15 protein-coding genes are annotated in these 18,612 nt (G+C 58.9%); 3 read left to right on the plus strand and 12 right to left on the minus strand.

The features are described 5' to 3' along the window. A partial coding sequence (locus tag F4Z81_12345) for a hypothetical protein (GenBank protein ID MXW05837.1) occupies window positions 1-468 on the plus strand: 468 nt, incomplete at its 5' end. Between the two features lie 741 nt (window positions 469-1,209). Beyond that, window positions 1,210-2,064, plus strand: a complete 855-nt coding sequence (locus tag F4Z81_12350) for a M48 family metalloprotease (protein MXW05838.1) — start codon at window positions 1,210-1,212, stop codon at window positions 2,062-2,064. Window positions 2,065-2,111: 47 nt separating this feature from the next. On the opposite strand, the gene F4Z81_12355 is transcribed toward F4Z81_12350, so the two are convergent. From F4Z81_12355 to F4Z81_12400, 10 genes are all read right to left on the minus strand, one after another. Continuing rightward, window positions 2,112-3,188 (minus strand): FtsX-like permease family protein, encoded by a 1,077-nt coding sequence (locus tag F4Z81_12355; GenBank protein ID MXW05839.1) that lies wholly within the window; start codon window positions 3,186-3,188, stop codon window positions 2,112-2,114. A 168-nt stretch (window positions 3,189-3,356) separates the two neighbouring features. Beyond that, on the minus strand, window positions 3,357-4,571 hold the full coding sequence (locus tag F4Z81_12360) for an efflux RND transporter periplasmic adaptor subunit (protein ID MXW05840.1): 1,215 nt from the start codon (window positions 4,569-4,571) through the stop codon (window positions 3,357-3,359). Window positions 4,572-4,592: 21 nt separating this feature from the next. Further along, entirely contained in the window at window positions 4,593-5,318 is a 726-nt protein-coding gene (locus F4Z81_12365) for a hypothetical protein (GenBank protein ID MXW05841.1), read from the minus strand. Then, entirely contained in the window at window positions 5,315-6,517 is a 1,203-nt protein-coding gene (locus F4Z81_12370; protein MXW05842.1) for a hypothetical protein, read from the minus strand. Before F4Z81_12370 ends, F4Z81_12365 begins: the two co-directional genes overlap by 4 nt. Before the next feature lie 37 nt (window positions 6,518-6,554). Beyond that, the gene (locus F4Z81_12375; protein ID MXW05843.1) at window positions 6,555-7,487 is read right to left on the minus strand and encodes a M48 family metalloprotease; all 933 of its coding nucleotides are present in this window, start codon (window positions 7,485-7,487) and stop codon (window positions 6,555-6,557) included. Window positions 7,488-7,514: 27 nt separating this feature from the next. After that, a complete protein-coding gene (locus F4Z81_12380) occupies window positions 7,515-8,150 on the minus strand; it encodes a hypothetical protein (GenBank protein ID MXW05844.1) in 636 nt (211 codons plus the stop codon). 10 nt (window positions 8,151-8,160) lie between these two features. Beyond that, a complete protein-coding gene (locus F4Z81_12385; protein ID MXW05845.1) occupies window positions 8,161-8,739 on the minus strand; it encodes a stage II sporulation protein M in 579 nt (192 codons plus the stop codon). Window positions 8,740-8,864: 125 nt separating this feature from the next. Next, window positions 8,865-9,137, minus strand: a complete 273-nt coding sequence (locus F4Z81_12390; protein MXW05846.1) for a hypothetical protein — start codon at window positions 9,135-9,137, stop codon at window positions 8,865-8,867. A 416-nt stretch (window positions 9,138-9,553) separates the two neighbouring features. Further along, window positions 9,554-9,853, minus strand: a complete 300-nt coding sequence (locus F4Z81_12395) for a hypothetical protein (protein MXW05847.1) — start codon at window positions 9,851-9,853, stop codon at window positions 9,554-9,556. An 89-nt stretch (window positions 9,854-9,942) separates the two neighbouring features. Further along, complete coding sequence (locus F4Z81_12400) at window positions 9,943-12,390, minus strand: hypothetical protein (protein MXW05848.1); 2,448 nt, start codon at window positions 12,388-12,390, stop codon at window positions 9,943-9,945. A 475-nt stretch (window positions 12,391-12,865) separates the two neighbouring features. Between F4Z81_12400 and F4Z81_12405 the strand changes: the two genes are divergently transcribed. After that, complete coding sequence (locus F4Z81_12405) at window positions 12,866-15,217, plus strand: response regulator (protein ID MXW05849.1); 2,352 nt, start codon at window positions 12,866-12,868, stop codon at window positions 15,215-15,217. 59 nt (window positions 15,218-15,276) lie between these two features. Here the strand turns inward: F4Z81_12405 and F4Z81_12410 are convergent, their stop codons facing one another. After that, window positions 15,277-17,175 carry a hypothetical protein gene (locus F4Z81_12410; GenBank protein MXW05850.1) on the minus strand — a complete coding sequence of 633 codons (1,899 nt, stop codon included), beginning with the start codon at window positions 17,173-17,175 and terminating at the stop codon, window positions 15,277-15,279. Window positions 17,176-17,280: 105 nt separating this feature from the next. Beyond that, window positions 17,281-18,612, minus strand: a 1,332-nt coding sequence (locus tag F4Z81_12415; protein ID MXW05851.1) for a hypothetical protein, incomplete at its 5' end; no start/stop codon positions are given.

Raw genomic sequence — 18,612 nt, forward strand, 5'->3', positions numbered from 1 at the left:
CTATCCGGAGAGATACCTGCCGAAATTGGAAACCTCGCCAAGCTGGAAAGATTGGGGCTATCTTACAACCAGCTATCCGGAGAGATACCTGCCGAAATTGGAAACCTCGCCAAGCTGGAAAGATTGGTGCTTTCTCACAACCAATTATCCGGCGAGATTCCCGCCGAAATTGGAAATCTTACTGCGATTGAGTTTCTGGTGCTTTCCAGCAACCAGTTGTCCGGTGAAATACCATCGGAAATCGATGGGAACAAAAGCCTATGTCAGTTGGAACTTAACATAAACCAAAAACTGAGCGGCCCTTTGCCAGTCGAGATAACCAACCTTGACTTTGAATCTCCCCGTCCTGAGATTTTCATATGTTCTTTGGATCTGTCTGGTACCAACGTCTGCGTACCTGACACTGACCTGTTCGACGAATGGTTGGAAAGGATCGAGAGAAAAACCGGAATCACTTACTGCGAGTAAGAACCAGATACCTCGTCCGATCGTGACGCGTTGATCCAGTTCTACCACGCGACCTACGGTCCGAACTGGACGGACAACACCAACTGGCTGAGTAACAAACCGATTGGGGAGTGGCACGGGGTATTTACTGATCGCGGCGGCCGATCGGCGCACTGAGTCTGGTCAAGAACGGACTGGAAGGCCGCCTTCCCCCCTTGCTGGAGAAGTCGGACCGCTCCCGCACGAACTGCTCAATGTGCCCCTGGACCATCTCTGGTTACTGAATTTAGGGTTGTGTGTGCCACCCGATGCGGCCTTCAGGACGTGGCTGGAAGGCATCAGCAGTACTAACGGAATGACGTTCTGCACGGAATGACCGGCAACGCGACAACCGGGCACCAACCTGCACGATGACCTGCGCGAATCCCCACTGAATGGATACGTTGGAAAATCCCAATCTGCTGGAGGTTTGATTAAATTTCTTGCAAACGTTTGTCGTTCATGGCAATATACTTAACTCGATCTAACTACACGGGCGTTATCCTGAATCCGGACATCTGAAGCAAGCGCGGTCCTGATTGCTAATCCTTATCCGATTCACACAGTTGGGGGCAAAACGTGCAATACGGCGGGAACAACATACCTTTGAAAAACGAGCGGACTCCTGCAGACGGCCCGCACCAGGCGGACCCGGCGGACCAATCGGAACGGGCCGTTGACAATACACATGAGGCGAACCCCGCCGTTGACGATACGATCCGATTGAACTGGCGCGAGAAGCTGGTCGAGTTCGGTATGTTCATGGCGCTGGTCATGTGTGGCATGGTGATCGGAATGATGGTCATATTAGCTGTTCTGCTCACCATGCAAAGTACCTTAGCGGAGTGGGCACCGGGACTCACGGAAGCCGGTTCGATACCGTTTATCATCCTGGTCGTCGTGGCCGTGATTATCGGCAATGTCTGTTCGTTCAGCTGCGCGCCCTACATCATACGTCTCCTCTTTCGCGGCAACGAGCTGAAGGACGAGCGGATGGATAACGCCGTGAAGCGCTTGATATCCGTAACCGGGATGAGCATAAGGGTCGAGAAGATCTATGCCATAAAGGGCAATACGGCCAACGCCGTCGTGGCCGGTCTTTTCCGTAAGGGACAGTGCATCTTCTTTACGAACAGGCTGCTGGAGCGAATGAGCGAAGGAGAGATCATGGCGGCCCTGGCGCACGAACTCGCCCACGGGCGGCACCGGCACATGACTAAAGTGTTGGTGGCGATCGTGTTATGGGCCCTCGGCGTCCAGATATTCTTCCGGTTGATCGACTTTCACGCTTACTTCGGGGCGCAGGACCCATACTGGCAGATCGGGGCTAATGGCGTTTTGAGCGGATTGAACATCTTCCTGCTTATGTTACTCGTCCTGTTCCCGCTTTCGAGGCGGCACGAATACCAGGCGGACGCGACCGCCGCCCTGTGGGTGGGCACAGACCTGTACAAGCAGGCTCTTTACCGGCTGCATCAAATCAACGACCAGATGAAACCGCCGCGGAAGTTTCTGGCGAAGCTGGGCACCCATCCGACAATGCAGGAAAGGCTAGAACGGGTGGGGATGCTCGAATAACGCGCCGTTGGTTCGTTCCGCAGCCGATCCGCTTTGGTTTTGAACCCTCACTCCTGATTCATCGCATCTACCGGACTCAGCTGCGATGCCTTCAAGGCGGGATAAATACCGGCGCAAAGGCCAATGGCCAGTGAAATCGCCAGCGACAGGAGGATATTCGAAACCGACGCACCGCTCGTGAAAGCAAGGTCCCACACCTGATTCAGTACAAACGAGAACACCGAACCAAAGCCCAGCCCCAGCGATATCCCCAGTATTCCGCCTAAAGCGCTGATACAGGTGGCTTCCAGCGTAAATTGATTCACGATATCGACATGTCTCGCCCCTACCGACTTCCTGATGCCTATTTCCCGCCGCCGTTCAGTGACGGAGACCAGCATCATGTTCATGATCCCGATTCCGCCCACCATCAGCGAGATGCCCGCCAATGCGGCAATCGAAGATTTAACGGCGTTTATCACGCCTCCGATCTGGTCCATGGCGTCTTTACCACTGACGATGTCGAATCCGGCCTCTTCACCATGGTTTGTTTTCAGGGCTGCCTCAATGTCGCCCAACGCACGGTCCATGACACGCGAATCCGCCACCTTGATGGACAGAAGATCGAAGCCTTCGTGGCCAAGCATCCGTTTCTGGACCGTTGTAATCGGAACGAAGACCCGGTTTCCCCAGCTTTCATTGAAAACCGTCTTTGGCTCCATGACGCCGATCACGGCAAACCGCTGGCCATTCAGTTTCAGTTCCTTGCCGACCGGGTCGGCATCGTCAAACAGCTTCGCGGCCAGCTCATCGCCCAGCACGCAAACTTTGCGCCAGCGTGTAACGTCGCGGTCGATAATGAATCGGCCCGAGGAAACCGGCCATTGGTACAGGTCCGGAAACGTTGGCGTCGTACCGTACACCATCCCGCCATAGGACGTTTTCGCGTACCTGAGATCCGCGTTCGATGTCGCGGCCGGGACCACCTGGCGCACGGCGTTCGAGCTTCTGCTGATTTCCAGCACGTCCTGCCAGACGAAATGTTCGTAATCCGGTACCTCGAGCCACTGTCCATCCCGGTTTACGAATCTCGATGGACTCACCCAAACCATGGTGCCGCCGCGCACCGATTCGAATTCCTTCATGACCATGTCGTGGAGTCCTTCGCCGATCGCGATGATGGCGGTTACGGCGCCGATGCCGACCGCGATCCCCAGCAGCGTCAGGGCTGAACGCAGTCTGTAGTGCGCGAGATTGGCAAATACGGTCTGGACATGGTGCGTTATGGACACGGACGACAGGATCCTTTGTAGTTATGGGTGTTTCGCGGTCAGCGCGGCATGAACCGCTCTGGCATCCAGTGCGATGGGCGCGCCGGGTTCAATACCGGAAAGGATCTCCACGTTTTCGGTCGATTCGATACCGACCTCGACCATGGCGGACTCCAGGTACGATTCCGGGCACCTCGGCAATTCGGGGTCTGCCGAAGTGCAACGATAGACCATGTGCCGCCTGCCAGGCGTCGATCCGGTCAGTGCCGGATCGTTTTGATCGATGAACGCACCCCGGTAGTCGGCCGTTTCCATGACGGAAGAAGCGGGCACCAGCACCGAGTGATCGTTCTTCTCCAACACGATGTCGATATCGCAGGACATGCCCTGCTGCAATTCCATCGTCGGATCCGATATCACGATTTCGGTATCGAACGTGACCAGCGTGCTGCCGGGCCCGCGCACACCGACTGGCGCGACGCGCTCCACCCGTCCATGGTACATCGCGTCCGGGTAGGCATCGACACGGATCCGCACATCCTGTCCGGGCCGGACCCTTCCCGCGTCAATTTCTCCAACGGCCGATTTGACGATCATCCGGTCCGGATCGCCGATTCGGAACATCTCCGTGCCGCCGGTGTACGACGAGGTACCTGATGCTACGACCTCGCCCTCTTCCACCGCACGGGCAATGACGATACCGTCCAACGGCGACATGACTCGCACGGCGTCATGCGTAAGGTCCGAATCCACCTCGACGTTCACCTTCATTTCCAGAATCCTGAGTTCAAGCTCTGCCATGTCGAGATCGTGACGGGCCCTGGTGTGTGCGATCCTTGCCTGGTCGAATTCCTCGGACGATACCAGGGACCGCTCGTACAGCTCGCGCTTTCGCTCGAAGTTCAACTCCCTTTCTGAAAGATCGATCCGGGCGCCGTCCACCCGGGCGCGCTGCCGGGACAGCTGCAGGGACTGGGAAGGGTCCGGCTCTATCACGGCAAGCACATCCCCCGCTGAAACCCGATCTCCGACATCCGTGTGAATGTGTCTGACTTCCCCGGAAATCGTGGGCTTGACCATGACGGTTCGGACGAACTGGATAGTGCCCGTCTCCGCCAGCACCTCGGAGATCGATCCGTGTTGTACCTGGTGGATACGGAACGAGGCATCGCGAGCCGTGGAACTGAACACAAAATACAGCAGAACGGCTATGAGGCTGCAGGCCGTTACACCGGCAATGACTAACCGTTTTTTCATAATTGAAGTGGTTTCCAAGAGCTACACGTAAACCGTGCCGAGCAGCTCGATCGTCCTGCGAATGACAATCCACATGCCCCACACCAGTCCCAGCGCGAGCCAGGTGAGCTTCGCCGATCCCCGGAAAGTCCGTGCCAGTCCGAGTCCCAGCAGGAAAAGAAACCAGATGCCGAAGAAATCGACGCCTGGCAGGAACAAGCTCCAGAGGGTATCGGGGTCCGCATCACCGAGAAACAATCCAGGATGGATGGGGGGATCGAGTGAACCGGACAGAAAGACCAGCGAGGTCTTGACGATGGTTTCCGGTACGAGGACAAGCGAGGCATAGCCGGCTATAGGAATGACCTTGCCGTACGGCAGAAGCTTGCCGAATATCAATTCACCGCAGTGTTTTCCCACCACCGACCACGCAGCGACCATGAAGCAGACGCTCGCCGGCAGGACCAGAAGCCCGATGAGCTGACGATGGTCGAACTGCACGGCCTCGCGTAGAATGACGGATTGTTGATCCGCACTCAGATCCGAATAGGACTGGAATTCGGTCTCGATCAACGCCCTTTCCCTATCCAGCGCCACGGGCAAAGTGACGATTCCGGCGCAAAAGACGACCGACATGACCAGGACCAGAACCCCCATCAACTCGGCGGTGGAATGTCCTATTTCAAGATCCGCGAAGACCTTCCCCGGTCTGTAGAAAACCTGGAGCCATCGCCGGGCAAATCCTGCCAGATCCGTGGAAGCGCTCATGGACATAGATCCCCCATGATGACCAGGTGGTAGTAGCTGTGTCCGCCGCCCGACCAGAATGGACTGTCCCAGGGCCAGAACCTCCACCAGACCGGTTTCGTACGGGTATATTCACCCCGCCTGTAACTCTCCAGGAACGTGCGGATGTGATGCGCCGTGCTCGTGGACAGATGCCGGCCGACTCTCCTGGGATGGGATTCCACGCCCAGGTAGGATCGAATCATCAGGCTGTGCTCATCGATCGGAAGCGCGTCGACGTTCGCGACGTACCACTTGAACACGTAGTAGAAGTGGTTTATGAGGAAATACTCGACGTTCGACACGTAGAAAACGGATACGCTCGTACCGTGGGCTTCGGCGAAAGTGCCGATGGCCCTCAGCGCCTTCCCGCCCGCGAAGTTCCCCACGACGGGAATGACCAGGTTCCTGTGATGCAGGTGCTTCACAAAGCTGAATGCCTCTTCTGTACTCAGGAAACTGGCGAATTCCCCTTCTTTCGTCGTGCCCGACATCAGATCCCTGAACGTAGGATAGGACAGGCCGTTTCCAAGGCGTGTTTCGGCGTAGCGGATCGAAAGCTGTTTTTCATGAAACGACCGGTAGATGTAGAGCATCTTGTCGAGGTCGTCCCGGTCTTCGATCCCGTACCGCCTTACTTCCCACCGAAGCCGCTTCCAGTTTTCTTCAAACAGCAGTGAGTCGGCCGTGGTCGACGTCTCGATGTGATCCAGGATTTCGGTAACGGAGGCCGTGTGTTCCGGTCGTCCGATCGCAACCGAGTCACCATCCCGGTTCTGCCTGCTGAACAGCAGCATCAGGAAGGACGTTCGGTCCCGGGCCAGGGCAAAAAGGGCTTTGTAGAGGAGGTGTTGGAGCAGGTTCTCGCGGCGGATGTCGACGATGAAAGCGATATCCGGTCTCGAGGCGGCCATGTAGGAGAAGTTCTGTTCCGTACCGACGCCGATATAGACGCCGCCGCGCCTGCCCCGTTCGATTACCGTGGGAACGACGTGCAGGTAGGACGATTCATTGGTAACGAAGTTGTCTCCGGGGAAGTGACCGGGTTCTTCGGAGAACGCGGTCATGATCCTGGCGAATTCGGATAACGCCAGGGAGTCCGGCACCGACCCGTGCGAAGCGAAGCGCAGGTCGAGCAGGACGCAAAGCGCCGGCAAAACTAAAAATCGAAGTAGTTTCAATGTAGGGGGTTTTCCTTCTCATCTGATTAAAACTCAGCTATTTCGAGTTCAACTGTGCAACGCGATCAAGGCGATTCTGCAGGGTGGGGTGGGTCAGGAATATACGGGCGAACTTCCGTGGGGCCTTCATTCGGTCATTCAATTGATGCAGGCGGTAGAGGGCCCGACTGTAACATTCCACCCCTACCCATCCGGCCGCGGTAACATCTGCCTCGTATTCGTTACGTCTCGACAAGGGTAGCATGACACAGACCATAACGAGCCACACATTCACACCGCCAATCAAACCGGATGCCCACACCTTAAGGGACTCATCCAATGCATCGAAGTGGGCACTGAAGTCAGACAGATTCCACAAGACCTGAATCATGCAAATCCACAGAATCCCAGCCAGCAACATCTTGGACAAATGCCTGTGACGAATATGCGCCACTTCGTGGGCGAATATCGCCAGGATTTCGTCTTCGTTCATTTTCTCCAGCAGTTTGTTGGTAAAGAAAATGTATCGAGCTTTGCGAAAAAGGCCGGAAACCATCGCGTTGGCTGTCCTGCCTTTCATGGCATATAACGTTTCCGCCGTGATGTCCATCCCGGTGACCGTTAACAACTTCCTGACCGACCTGTCCAGACGATCATCCTGTAACTCATAACCACGGAAAATGAGCCGTGTCAGGTAGGGGAAACACAGATATGCACAGGTGTTACCCACCGCGGCCGACACGACGATCAGCACCACGACGGCAATCGACCCACTTTCGAACAGACCTGGAGCAGACGTTTCGGCCACGTCAATCGTTGAGAGCAAGATCCCTGCAAACACCAAAGCCGCCAGAAACATGCACGCCGCTGCTGCGGCCATGTCCAGTCCAAACTCGACCAGTTTATCACGCCAGGTCAACCGTATCTTTCCCTCTTCATCCGGCAGACTTTCGGCGGCATTGAGGTTTCTTTCATTATTGGAATCAATCATCACAGCGTCTCTCTTAACTTTGTCTATTTAGAAGACAATCATGGTTATGAATACGTGCAGGCCCGCGTAGGCCGAGAGAATCCCAACGCACTTCAGCCGGGTCAATGCACTTAACCGGTGTACCACTTCACAGGCAACCGTCAGGGTAAGGCCATAGGCTAAATAGCGACCAAGTCGTACCCAACCGAACCATCCCGAATCCTGCATCTTACCGATTTCGACGGGCAATTGCTCTATCGTGGAAATAGAAGTCAACCCTTCGTGGACCATAGCATCGGAGAACAACACCAGGAACATTACGGCACACGCTGAATACAATGCGAGTGGCAAGTATCCGATACTCAGCCAGCCGAACAAAGCGCGGTGATACCGTCGGCCGTTCAACAGCATTACAGCAATGACAATGAACGCCCATCCCAGCACAAATGTAGCAATGTCACCGAACACGACCCCCACCGACGTGCTGATGCTCATAACCGTTAGAACCTGATCATATGCACTGACCAGTTGTTCGGGAATCTGTTCCATGACCGTGCGGAACATCATGTATACAGTCAGTACATTGGAAATCAGGTAGGTTACAAAAACGCTTATACCGATCCAAATGGACTCCCTAATTCCGATCGATGAGATTCTATCAACAATCCAACCAGGATTTCGCATAGTCGTTCCTTCAATTGAATCCGGCCGCTATCTGACCGGTTAAGTAGGTTTCCACCATGGAGGCTGCAAGCACAAGCAAGAGCCCCGCCGTCAATCTTCGATAGTTCAATGACAACCTGTCCATACTGAACGACCAGTCATCTAATCTCAGCTTTCTGTATATGATGATAAAACCTTCGCAAGCCACGGCCGCTATCATGGCGAATCCAGCGAGTTCCAGTAATCCATGAGGCACCGTAAGGGCGGCCACCCTTTCCCACGACATGCCAGAATCTATCGCACTTCGTACAACCCATCCGGTACTCAGTCCGATCCAGGCCAGATTCGCCATGCTCATGAATCCCAGCGATAGAATCCCCGTCAGAAGAACGGCGCAGACTTTCAGATTCGTTCCAATGATGTATTTCCACTCATCGTGTCCATCGAGGAAAACGCGGGGGAACAGGGTATTCGCGTCTGAAGCATGGTCCGGAGCGCCCGCAGGTCCCGTGTCCAAGGGAGACGATCTGCCGATTACAAGGCCGGCAAGTATACAACACACAGCGAGTAAAAAGGGTACTTTGTTGAGACGGTATTCATTCATCGGCATAGTTAAAAACCAGGTTAGTCTTGATTCCTGTTTCTGGTTATAGAACGCGATGTGTTATCAGCCTGATCGAATGCCCATTCAGGCGAGGAGGGGGCGCGACGCCCCCTCCTCCTTACCTTAAGGCCCTAAACACCGAGTGCAAAGCCAGCAACTAAACCTGCAGCGCCGAGTCCTGTGCATGCGGCAAGGCTGAGACCGACCTTTAACCCCCACCCACCGGCTATGGCTGCAATTGCACCGGAGGAGGTGTTTATAACATCGTGGCCCGTAAGGCATAGGATCAGGTTCGGCGTCGCAACGACGCCCGGGTTTTCAGCCATCGTTGCGTTGGCCGTCGAGTTGACGCTTGCGCCCGCGATCAGGGCGAACATGAATACGGAGAGAATGAGCTTTTTCATGATGAACTGTACTCCTCTATTGCTGGTTTGATCGAACGTGTATCGAGCGAATAACAAACGTGTGTAATTTACCTTTAGAACGCAATTGGAATTCCGTCAGCCTCCTTTCCTCTTCGATTCAGGTTCCATCCACCGTTCTCCTTCGATGCGGGCCTCATTTCCTGCACTGGTTCCAGGGAATTCGGTAACAGGTCTCGGAATGCGCGGTTCCGAGAGCGCTTCGATCGTCAAACGGAAACTCGACCTGATGTGGTAACTGAATCCAGCTTCTGCCGCGCGGTCTAAATGGATTAGTCCTTCGGAATTTTCCGATTCTCGCGGAAAATCTTTTTTTTGCTGCAATAAAAAAACCCGGCGATCGTTCCGCCGGGCTTAATCATTCCCGCTCGAATGCCTGTATACCAGGCTATCTGGCCTCATCCCCTTCTTAGATCCATTCGCTTTTTATTTTGCCTTTCGAATTCACGTAACTCCTCCCTATCCGCCTCCACCTCCCCGGCTAACTCCTCCTGGGTTGCTTCTCCCATGTGCACTTCCATCAGTCGCCGGATCGTCCTGAGCTCGATCATGGTGTTCATCAAGGCCGGTCCGAGTTGACTCATCCAGCCGATGTCCTGCTGGATCAGGCTGATGTCCTCCCGGATTCGGCTGATATCGTTCCGTATCTGTCCCAGATCCTCTTCGAACTGCATGGGGCCATCGGGCAATCCCAGCATTTACTACCTCCCAACAGTAATAGATGAGAAATAACCCGCGGGTGAAGGCAGCGTAGGGCGGGTAAAGGCAGCGTAGGGCGGCAAGACCGCTACTCTCCGTCCCCCTCACGCACCGCTTCCTGCAGCGCTTCCCGCGTCATGCCCGCGGGAGGCGTGTTCAGACCCGATTCCTCGCCCGGGTCGGCGACGAGCCAGATGCCGCGCTCGAGGGCGAAGCCGCCTCGAGCGGCGGCTGTTTGCAGGAGAACCTGCAGGTGTTCTCCGCCCATCAGGCCCAGCAGCCCGACGGGGATCACCCGGACGGAGACGCCCCGGTCGCGCAGGAAGCCCGCGTACCAGTCCGGCGGACGTTCGTAGGAGAACACGAGGAAGGGACGTTCCGGCGTGCCGGCGCCTCTCCAGAAACCCAGACGATACCAGTTCGTCCGCAGGGAGCGGACGAAGGCACCGTGGCGAAGTCTGGGATTGATTTCGTCCATGGACTGCCGATAGAGCACGCCGAGGCGCTCGGCGTTGGCTTCCTGGAGCTGGATGTAGGTCTCCAGGTATCCCGATTTCAGCAGCCACTCGAACCGGTCTTCCCGGTCCAGCCCCATGAGCGACCTGAATTCGTCGCCGTGGTACAGTCCGTTCCGGACGAGATGGCGGATGAAGTACCGGAAATGCAGGTCGTCGAAGGCGTCGGTTGCGGCATAGGCCTCCGCAGGGCGCGTGATATGGGGCTCCCAGTCATGCACGATGGCCTTCAGAGCTCTTTGGCCGCGGCTGTGCCGGGCGATGGCGCGCGCCGGCTCGAAGAGGTGCCGGTTCAGGTAGGCCATGTCCAGCCGGGAGGGAAGGCCGACCGCGTCCCCCCGGGCGTCCCGGGCGGCTTCGTATTCGCCGGTGGTCTCGCCTTCGCGCGGTGCGCTCACGCCGGCGTACCAGGCCGTCGTCGTGCCCCCCAGGCGGTTTAGGATGGGCAGCGCCCACGATTCGAAGCGCACGTCGCCCGTCGCTACGGCACCCCCGGTGTAGCTGGCGGCCGGCGCCACGGTCCAGAGGAAATCCATCCCGAGGCCGGGCAGCATGCCGGCGAGATCGCCCATATGCTCATGCCGCCGTGCGACGAAATCCCAGACGCCTCGAAGCGGAACGGCATCCGCCGCGTTTGTTTTCGCTGCGCCGGCAGCTTCCACATCGGCAGCCGGACCGGAGACTGATTCTGCGTTCGCGGCCGCGGCCGGACCGGACGCCGCGCTACGTACCACCCATACCCGTTCGGGCAATACCGTACCTACGGATACGTTGTTGAGGGAGATATCCGGTTTCCGGTTGCCAGGCATCTGGGCCGTGGCATACCCGTGGTCGGGAGACCAGTCCCCCGGGGAATCGACCAGTGCGCGGACGTACCGCGCGAATCCGCCCAGAAAACCTTCCAATCTTTCGGTGCCGTCTTTCACGGGCAGGATGCCCAGTGGCGGCAGGGCCCGGTCGAGTCCGGACAGCACCTGCCGGTCCACGGCCAGGACGAATCCCTCATTCAGCCGCCCGGTCCGTCCCGCGGCCGCCACCGCCAGGCGGCCGAAGGTCTCCTCGTCGTCCCGCATGGACGCCAGGTCTGATGCGGACCGGATCTCTTCCCGGATCTCCCGGTCGGCGAAGGCGGCCGCGATGACCCCCACCGGAACGCCGACCAGGGCGTATTCGGAACCCCATCGGTTGCCGGACATGCGCACGGTCAGCGTGTCCTTCGCGTCGGAGACGACTTCCACCCTGCCCCTGAATCTTGCCGTGGTCCAGTCCACCGGCACGGACCGTTCCCGGTTCCGGTAGTACAGGCTGGGCCGCAGATCCTGCTCGCCGCGCAGCAGCAGCTCGACCTCTTCCCCCGGCACCGCGCCGTCCGGCGGGATGCGCAAGGTCCTGCGGACCACGCGGTATTCGGGTTCGGGCGCGGGTTCGGGCGCGATTTCTTCTCCGGGCGGCGGACCTTCAGGCTCCACGAGCAGCGGTTCGGCTCCGTCACCCACGAGCAGCCGGGTACCGGCGCGGGCCGCCACGCTGCTGCCCAGGCCCCGGCCGACCGGGTGACCGGCGGCGAATTCGAAGTCCACGAAGGGATTCAGGACAGGACCGGATTCATGGTCGGCGTTCAGCGCATGCAGGTTGATATCCAGGCGGGCCAGGACCTCGTTGAACTGGTACCGGTCGTGGACGCCGGGATTGACCTTCCTCCGTTCGCCGTAGGGCCCGTCGGAAGGCATGGCCAGCACGAGCAATTTGCCGCGCGAGACGAAGTTGATGGCCAGGTCCACTTCCTGGATGCTCATGCCCGGATCGCCGCCGCCCAGCAGCACGATGGCGTCGTAGTCCCGGGCGTCCCGTTCCACCATGGCCGGGTAATACGGCCGGTAGTCGACGTCGAACCCCGCTGCCGAGAAAGCGCGGATCATCCCGGCGTGCTCTTCCGGATAGGCCATGGCGTAGTCGACGACGAGCAGGCGGGTACCGGCGTCCTGCCGGGCGGACACCTCCTGCCGGGCGGACACCTCCATTCGCGCGCTCGCGGCGTGCAGGGGCAAAAGGCAGCATATCAGGAAAGCAATCAGGAAAAAAAGCCGAATGATCCGCATGTAGTACATTCCGGGGTGTTGTTTCAGGCCGACTTACCATATTACAGCCATGCCAGGGTGATCACAAGACGATAAACTGCGCAACGCCCGGCAATCACAGGACCGCGCTCTCCCACGAAATCGGGTGGACATTGGTCCGTTGCCGGCAGCATGTCCATGCCGTCGCCGGATACGCTAAATGAAAAACCACAGGCAGGTTAAAAACCAGTTTTTTGGTGACAAACGTGTGTAGTTACCGCGATATTCAGAGACAAACAAGCGCATGCCCGCCTTTCGCGGAATTGCGCGATGGCAAGCGCGTTTGCAGAAAACCGTTTCGAGTCCGTTTGGCCGGAAGGTCAAACTTTCGCAAGGGACGGATTGAACGCGTGGTGGACGACCATGAGAGGTCAGACTATTGAGTGCACGCGATGATCCGTTACAGGAGGTAGAAGCGCTGCGCGCCCGCAACGCCGCGCTCAACGAGGCGATCCTGCGTATCAGTGCGAGCATGGACCTCGAGACGGTACTCGAGGAGGTCGTGGAGCGTGCCAGGTCGCTCACCGGAGCGCGCTATGGCGCCATCGCCACCTTCGACGAGGCCGGCGGCCTCCAGGATTTCGTCTCGACTGGTCTCACCGACGAGGAGCATCGGCGACTGTCGGCATGGCCCGATTGGCCGCGGTTATTCGCACACTTCCGCGACCTGGCCGGGCCGCTGAGATGGGCGGACTTATCGGAATACGTGCGTAAGACCGGCTATTCGGCGGACATGCTGCCGGCCGCCTGTGCCTTCCAGGTCGCTCCGATGCGTCATCGCGGCGCGATTGCCGGAAACCTCTTTCTGACGGGAAAAGCGAACGGCGGGGAGTTCACGGACGAGGACGAGGAGATCCTGGTTCTGATCGCCTCGCACGCGGCCGCCGCGATTGCCAACGCGCGCAAGTACCACGTCGAGCAGCACACCAGGGCCGACCTCGAGTCGCTGGTCGAGACTTCCCCGGTAGGCGTCGTGGTGTTCGAAGCGGTTACCGGCAGTACGGTGTCGTTGAACCGGGAGGCGAAGCGGATTGCGGAGAACTTGCGCCTTCCAGGCAAACCCATTGAAGCCATACTCGAGGTGGCGACCTGCCGTTTCGCCGACGGACGGGAAATCGCGCTGGACCAGTTCTCCCTTGTCCAGGTGCTCCGCACCTCCGAGACGGTGCGTGACGTGGAGGTCGTGATTACCATACCCGACGGCCGCAGCGTGACAGTGCTCGTAAGCGCCACCCCGGTTCGCGGCGAGGACGGCGCGGTGACGTCGATGGTGGTCACCATGCAGGACCTGGCGTCACTGCAGGAACTGGACCGGACGCGGGCCGAGTTTCTCAGCATGGTGAGCCACGAACTGCGTGCGCCGCTGACCTCCATCAAGGGGTCGGCGACGACGGTGCTGAACGCCTCGCGGGAACTGGATCCGGCGGAAGTACGCCAGTTCTTCCGGATCATCGATGAACAGGCCGATCTCATGGACAGTCTCATCGGCGACCTGCTCGATGTGGGACGCACCGATACGGGCACGCTGTCGGTCACCCCGGAGCCCTCGGAGGTGACCTTCCTGGTGGACCAGGCCCGCAACACCTTCCTCTCCGCCGGCGCCCGACACAACGTCCTCCTCGACCTGCCGCCCAATCTGCCCCCGGTGCTCGCCGATCGGAAACGCATCGTGCAGGTGCTGAACAACCTGCTGTCCAACGCCGCCCGTCATTCGACGGCAACCTCACCCATCCGTATCTCGGCCGAGCGGGACGGCGTGTACGTCGCGGTCACGGTGGCCGACGAGGGCCGGGGCATTGCACCGGAATTGCTGGGGCGGTTGTTCCGCAAGTACGGACGCAACGAAGTAGACTCCGGTGTATCCGGTGGACTGGGCCTTGCCATATGCAAGGGGCTGGTCGAGGCCCACGGCGGGCGTATACGGGCGGAAAGCCCGGGCGTGGGCAAGGGCACGCGCTTCATCTTCACGATACCTGTCGCGGACATGGGCGGTGAAGATGCCGCGGCCGACGATGCGCGGCACCCCCCGGGTCTTGTTTCCGAGGGCCGCCAGCCGACGACGGTGCTCATCGTGGACGACGACCCGCAGACGCTGCATTACGTGCGCGACATCCTCGCCGACGCGGACTATTCCGCCGTGGTGACGGCCGATCACCGGGAAATCTCGCGCATCATCGAAGCGGAGAAACCCAAACTGGTCCTGCTCGACCTGATGCTGCCCGGAACCGACGGGATCGAACTCATGCGGACGATTCCCGAGCTCGCCACCCTGCCGGTAATCTTCATCTCGGGCTACGGTCGCGACGAGACGATCGCCAGGGCGCTGGAGGCCGGCGCCGAAGACTACATCGTCAAACCCTTCTCGCCGACCGAGCTCACGGCCAGGATCGGGGCCATCCTGCGCCGGCGGGCCAATCCGGATCGTTTCGTACTCGGTGAGCTGGCCATCGATTATGACCGCCGCGAAGTCAAGCTTGCGAATCGGCCAGTGGCGTTGACGGCTACCGAGTACGAGGTACTGCGCGTGCTTTCGCTCTGCACGGGGCGGATCGCCACCTACGACACCCTGTTGCGTGAGATCTGGGGCAGGCGCGGCCTCGGTGACACGAGGCTCGTGCGGGCCATCATCAAGCGACTTCGAAGAAAGCTCGGTGAAAGCGCCGATGACCCGTCTTACGTCGCCAACGTGCGCGGCGTCGGATACCGCCTGACCCGGCCGGGGGATGGGTAGGGCAGCGGGCAGACTCTACGCCCTGCACACCTTGCGTAGGCCGGATGTCCCCGTCACACCTACCAGTCTGTCGGATCGGGAACCCCGGTGCTGACGACGACCTCGAGGCCGGGTTCGGGCAAGGTGCGTCTCGCGGCCTGGAGGGTAGCCCCCGGCTCGGGCCAGTCGTCCAGGACGCCGCGAAGTTCGCCCGTGTATCGATCGAGCAGGAGTGCGGTGGACCGTCCGTCGTCCCGGGTCATCGTCACGAATCCGCCTGGTCCGGATAATTCCAGGTGTTCCAGCCGGCCGGTCCAGTCCGCTCGAACGGGAATCGCGAAGACGAAGCCGCCGGCTTCACCTTCGCCGCACGCGATTTCCTTCATGGAGAAACTCAGGTCGAAAAGTGTGTTGCCTTCGGCGTCTCCCGCGGCAAGCCGGTAGGGTCCGCGCTTCACCGGAAGGGACGGCGGCGCGTCGACCACGAAAGCGGGCTCGAGGTAGAGGTCGCCGTATTCGTCCCTGCCTCCCCAGACCAGCAGGCTTCTCCCGGATGACGGGGATGGCAGGGCGAATGTCGGTTCGCCTTCCAGGATCTGCCTGCGGTTTATCATCCTGATGAAGCTGTAGTCGCTGGACCAGTCAGGCGGTCCGCAATATGACATGAAATCGGGCATGGACGGTGGTACAAACTCGTCGTTCCTGTGATCGTACCCCCAGACGCCGATGCTTCCGTCCATGTAAGGGAAATCTTCTTCGAGAAACGATGGACCGCCGCAGGGAGCGTGCTGCATGTTCAGATTATGCCCCAATTCGTGTGCCATATACGCAGGGTTCAACTCGGATACCGTTACGGAACCAGGTCGCCAGCCGAGTCCTCCGCCACGGGTGACAATGCCCATGTAATAGTCTTTCGAACCGTCCATGGTGCGAATCATCCCCACCTTTTCCAGCGTCTTGACCGAACTGACGGGATCATAGGAGACCGCCACCGGGCTACGAATGTTGACGTTGAATTCGTTCACGGGCAGGCGATCCTTCGATGGGTTAAAGTAATCCGAATCTTCCGTAAGGCTCTGTACCGTGGACACCAGGCCCATGTCCGGGTTATTCATCCAGTAGAGGGGCACCACGGTCAGATTGAAAGGGGGCATGTCGACTACTACCACGGACAGCCGTCCCGCGGCAGGCAGGCGGCCCGATGAACCCAGCTCGATGACCATCTCCAGTCCCGGCTGGATAATCGAACCTGGAATCGGCGCGTTGGACGTGGCCTCGCTGTCGCCCATATGGAGCAACGAAGTAATAAATTTGTCCGTATTCTCCATTTCCGCGGTGAAAACCTCGACATCGTCATGAAAGAAACGCGCGGTGACGTGAGGCATGGGTACGGTGGCATCCTTTTCCGACGCAATGAAGACACGGAGCAGGGCGTCTCTTCCCGCCACCAGGGGAACGGAGCCATCAAACGTCTGGATCGCCTGGATGAGCATGGCCGTCGATCTCATCAAGAACCCCCGGCAGAAGTCAACATCGGCCATGGGAATAGCCTGTAACCAGTCCCGGGTTTCGGCATCCTCCCTCAGGCACAGACCGATTCCCTCGAACCGCAGTTCGTCCAGCATCAACTGTGTAAAGGACGGCGGCAGTACGCCAAACATGCGCCCGTTGCCGTGCAGGTATAGTTTCTTCAGTCTTGCGAGTCCTCCCAGGGATTCCGGTACGTTGCCGGAAAAACTGTTATATTGAAGGTACAACTCCTTAAGGTTTTCAAGATCGCCCAGTTCCTCCGGGATGACCCCGCTCAACTGGTTCCGGTTCAAGTACAGTTTTTCGAGCCGGACAAGCCGGCCCAGTTCGGGAGGGATTTCGCCGGTCAGTCCGACGTTGCCCAGATAGTCTCTCTGCCCGGAACCTGAAACAGAAAGCTCCAGCAGGTTTTCGAGCTGGCCCAGTTCGGGAGGGATTTCGCCGGTCAACGCGTTTGCGCCAAGGTCCAGGGTCGTCAGGTTTAAAAGCTGGCCCAGTTCAGGAGGGAATACACCACTTAACCAGGATCCGCCTAGGTACGTGGTCGACAGATTTTAAAGCTGGACAAGTTCAGCTGGGATTTCGCCCGTCAACGGGTTGCCGGTGATATCCAGCCACTCCAGGCGGGCGAGCCGGCCCAGCTCAGGCGGGATTTCCCCTTCGAATTTGTTACTGCCCAGGGACAAGGCCGACAGGTTTTCAAGATCGCCCAATTCAGGTGGTATGGAACCTGACAACTGGTTGACGCCAACCGCCAGCCTCGAAAGGTTTTTAAGCCGACCCAGCTCGGAGGGAATCTCGCCGGTCAACGCGTTACCGTGAAGATTCAGATCGGTCAGGTTTTCAAGCCGACCCAGCTCGGAGGGAATCTCGCCGGTCAACGCGTTACTGGGAATAACCAGATCCGTCAGGTTTTCAAGCCGGCCAAATTCTGATGGGATTCCTCCGGACAACTGGTTACCGCCCAGATCCAGCCATTCGAGGCGGGCGAGTCGTCCCAACTCGGGTGGGATGCTACCCGACAGCTGGTTGCCGCTGAGCGACAGTCCCGCAAGGTGCTCGAACCGACCTAATTCGGAGGGAATCTCTCCAGCCAACCGGTTATCATGTAGATCCAGCCACTCGAGGCGGCCGAGTTGGCCCAACTCGGCCGGAATAGTGCCTGACAACTGGTTGTTTGCCAGCTCTACCTTCGTTACCCGTCCGTCCACGTCGACGGTAATCCCATGCCAGGTTCCCAGCGGCTCATCACTCAACCAGTTCGTGTTGTTCGTCCAGTTCGGGCCGTCCGTGACACTGTATAGCGCGATCAAGGCATCCTGTTCCGGATCCGGGGCCGTATCCGATACGATAATCGAGACCATGGCCGATACGTCTCCCGTTCGGGCGGTAACCCGGGTCCTGCCTTCCCCGGCCCCGGTCACCAGCCCCTCCGGACTGACCGCGGCCACGGCCACGTCATCACTTGACCAGGTTGCGACGGCGTCCATTACAGGATGATCGTTCCGGTCCAGCACGGCCGCGGTCAATTGAACAGTCGCGCCGATGGACACGATGACGGCAGGACCCGGTTCGATGACGATACGGTATACCGCCTGCGCCACCGAGATTTCCGCGTGCGCTAGAACATCCCCCGAACGGCCCGTGACGCGCGTTGTCCCGTTACCCGCCGCAGTCACCAGGCCCTCCGGACTGACCGTGGCCACGGCCGTGTTACCGCTCGACCAGATCACCGAAGCGGAGGCCATGACCTTGTTGTTCTGATCGTAGACCGTGGCGGTAAGTTGCTGCGTCTGGCCGATGGCGTGGGAAGTGACTGATGACGGGGCTATTTCGATCCGGGTCGCTACCGGCGCCGGCGGCGGAGGTGGAGGTGGAGGCGGTGG

This window comes from Gemmatimonadota bacterium (assembly GCA_009835325.1).
In the GTDB taxonomy this organism is placed as follows: domain Bacteria; phylum JAAXHH01; class JAAXHH01; order JAAXHH01; family JAAXHH01; genus JAAXHH01.

Bases quoted from the DNA above. Each gene is read 5' to 3' on its own strand.
- F4Z81_12365 (MXW05841.1), bottom strand. From the start codon at position 5,318: ATGAGCGCTTCCACGGATCTGGCAGGATTTGCCCGGCGATGGCTCCAG.
- F4Z81_12375 (MXW05843.1), bottom strand. From the start codon at position 7,487: ATGATTGATTCCAATAATGAAAGAAACCTCAATGCCGCCGAAAGTCTG.
- F4Z81_12355 (MXW05839.1), bottom strand. From the start codon at position 3,188: ATGAAGGAATTCGAATCGGTGCGCGGCGGCACCATGGTTTGGGTGAGT.
- F4Z81_12380 (MXW05844.1), bottom strand. From the start codon at position 8,150: ATGCGAAATCCTGGTTGGATTGTTGATAGAATCTCATCGATCGGAATT.
- F4Z81_12390 (MXW05846.1), bottom strand. From the start codon at position 9,137: ATGAAAAAGCTCATTCTCTCCGTATTCATGTTCGCCCTGATCGCGGGC.
- F4Z81_12400 (MXW05848.1), bottom strand. From the start codon at position 12,390: ATGGAGGTGTCCGCCCGGCAGGAGGTGTCCGCCCGGCAGGACGCCGGT.
- F4Z81_12385 (MXW05845.1), bottom strand. From the start codon at position 8,739: ATGCCGATGAATGAATACCGTCTCAACAAAGTACCCTTTTTACTCGCT.
- F4Z81_12395 (MXW05847.1), bottom strand. From the start codon at position 9,853: ATGCTGGGATTGCCCGATGGCCCCATGCAGTTCGAAGAGGATCTGGGA.
- F4Z81_12360 (MXW05840.1), bottom strand. From the start codon at position 4,571: ATGAAAAAACGGTTAGTCATTGCCGGTGTAACGGCCTGCAGCCTCATA.